The sequence below is a fragment of the Vibrio sp. 1401 genome (assembly GCF_033340295.1).
In genome coordinates, this window is record NZ_JAWOWF010000319.1 from 1 (window position 1) to 733 (window position 733).

General features: G+C 45.7%; 1 protein-coding gene. It reads left to right on the forward strand.

The annotated features are described in order from the left end of the window. Nucleotides 1-426: 426 nt before the first annotated feature. Nucleotides 427-733, forward strand: a 307-nt coding sequence (locus R7Z77_RS25370; protein ID WP_411913213.1) for a VC2662 family protein, incomplete at its 3' end; no start/stop codon positions are given.

Below are 733 nucleotides of genomic sequence, written 5' to 3' on the forward strand. Positions count from 1 at the left end.
TTGCAGCGTCTGTCGCTGGTCTAATGATCACAACAGAAGCGATGGTAACTGACCTACCACAAAAAGAAAGTGCAGGCATGCCTGACATGGGTGGTATGGGCGGTATGGGTGGCATGGGCATGATGTAATCATCCCGCGCTATTCCAAGCCGAGTAGAACAAAAAGCCGAGGTGTGAACCTCGGCTTTTTTGCGTCTGGCGTTTGCCCACTGTGCATTTTTCAGTGCAGGTAAAAGAAGATGTGAATTGTGAGGGATGCGTTCCGGCAGCGTCAGTGGAAAAACAGAAAAATAACTGAGATGAATTTTTTCTAGGATAGTCAGATTGTTAAATATGACCTATTGCTAACACTTTTTGTGTCCGAATAGCGCAAAATCTGAACATTACACTATGTTGTAAATTACTGCTTACCATCATGGAGATAAAAATGAAAAAGCTTATGACGTCATTGGCTGTTGCAGCCACTATCGCATCACCTGTTGCTCTTGCGAACAGCACCCCTGTGATGTTTTCAACGATCGACCATACTAACGCTCCATCAAACTCTGCTGTTGGTGGTGTTCGTTTGGCGGTACTGCATGGCCAAGTAAACGAAGTAAAAGGCGTCGACTTCTCAGTTCTAGGTATGTCTGAAACTGACCGTACTACGGGTGTGAACTTCGGTCTGTTCTTTGGGGCAGCGAAAGTAAACCAAGAAATGAAAGGTGCGTCACGTGGTTTGGGTAACTGGAACC